The organism is Desertibacillus haloalkaliphilus, assembly GCF_019039105.1.
GTDB classification, from domain to species: domain Bacteria; phylum Bacillota; class Bacilli; order Bacillales; family KJ1-10-99; genus Desertibacillus; species Desertibacillus haloalkaliphilus.
Map to the genome: position 1 here is coordinate 1 of NZ_JAHPIV010000250.1, position 398 is coordinate 398.

A 398-nucleotide genomic window follows, 5' to 3' on the forward strand; every position below is an offset into this window, starting at 1 on the left:
TCCCCTCCCCTCCCCCTTTTTCCTTCCCCCCCTCTTTTCCTCCTTTTCCCTCCTCCTCCTTCTTCTTTTCTCTTTCCCCTTTTCCCCTTTTTTCTCCCCTTTCCTCCCCCTTTTCCTCTCCTCTCCTTTCCCTTTTCCCTTCTTCCCCTTTCTCTTCTCTTCCTCCCTTTCTCCCCCCTTTTTCCTCTTTTCTTCCCTCCCTTTTCTCTTTTTTTCCCCCCCCTTCTCTTTCCCTCTCTCTCTCCCCTTCCCCTTTCTCTCCCCTTTTCTTTTTCTTTCCCCTTCCCTCTCTTTTTTCTCCCTCTCCTCCCCCTCCCCCCCTTTCCCTTCTTTCTCCCCTTCCTCTTTCCTTCCCCTCTTTCCTTTCCCTTTCCCCCTCCCCTTTCCCTCCTTCTTCT

At 52.3% G+C, this 398-nt stretch carries 1 protein-coding gene; it reads right to left on the bottom strand.

Annotation, left to right across the window (positions count from 1 at the left end):
* A partial coding sequence (locus KH400_RS29895; RefSeq protein ID WP_217228199.1) for a hypothetical protein occupies nt 1-398 on the bottom strand: 398 nt, incomplete at both ends.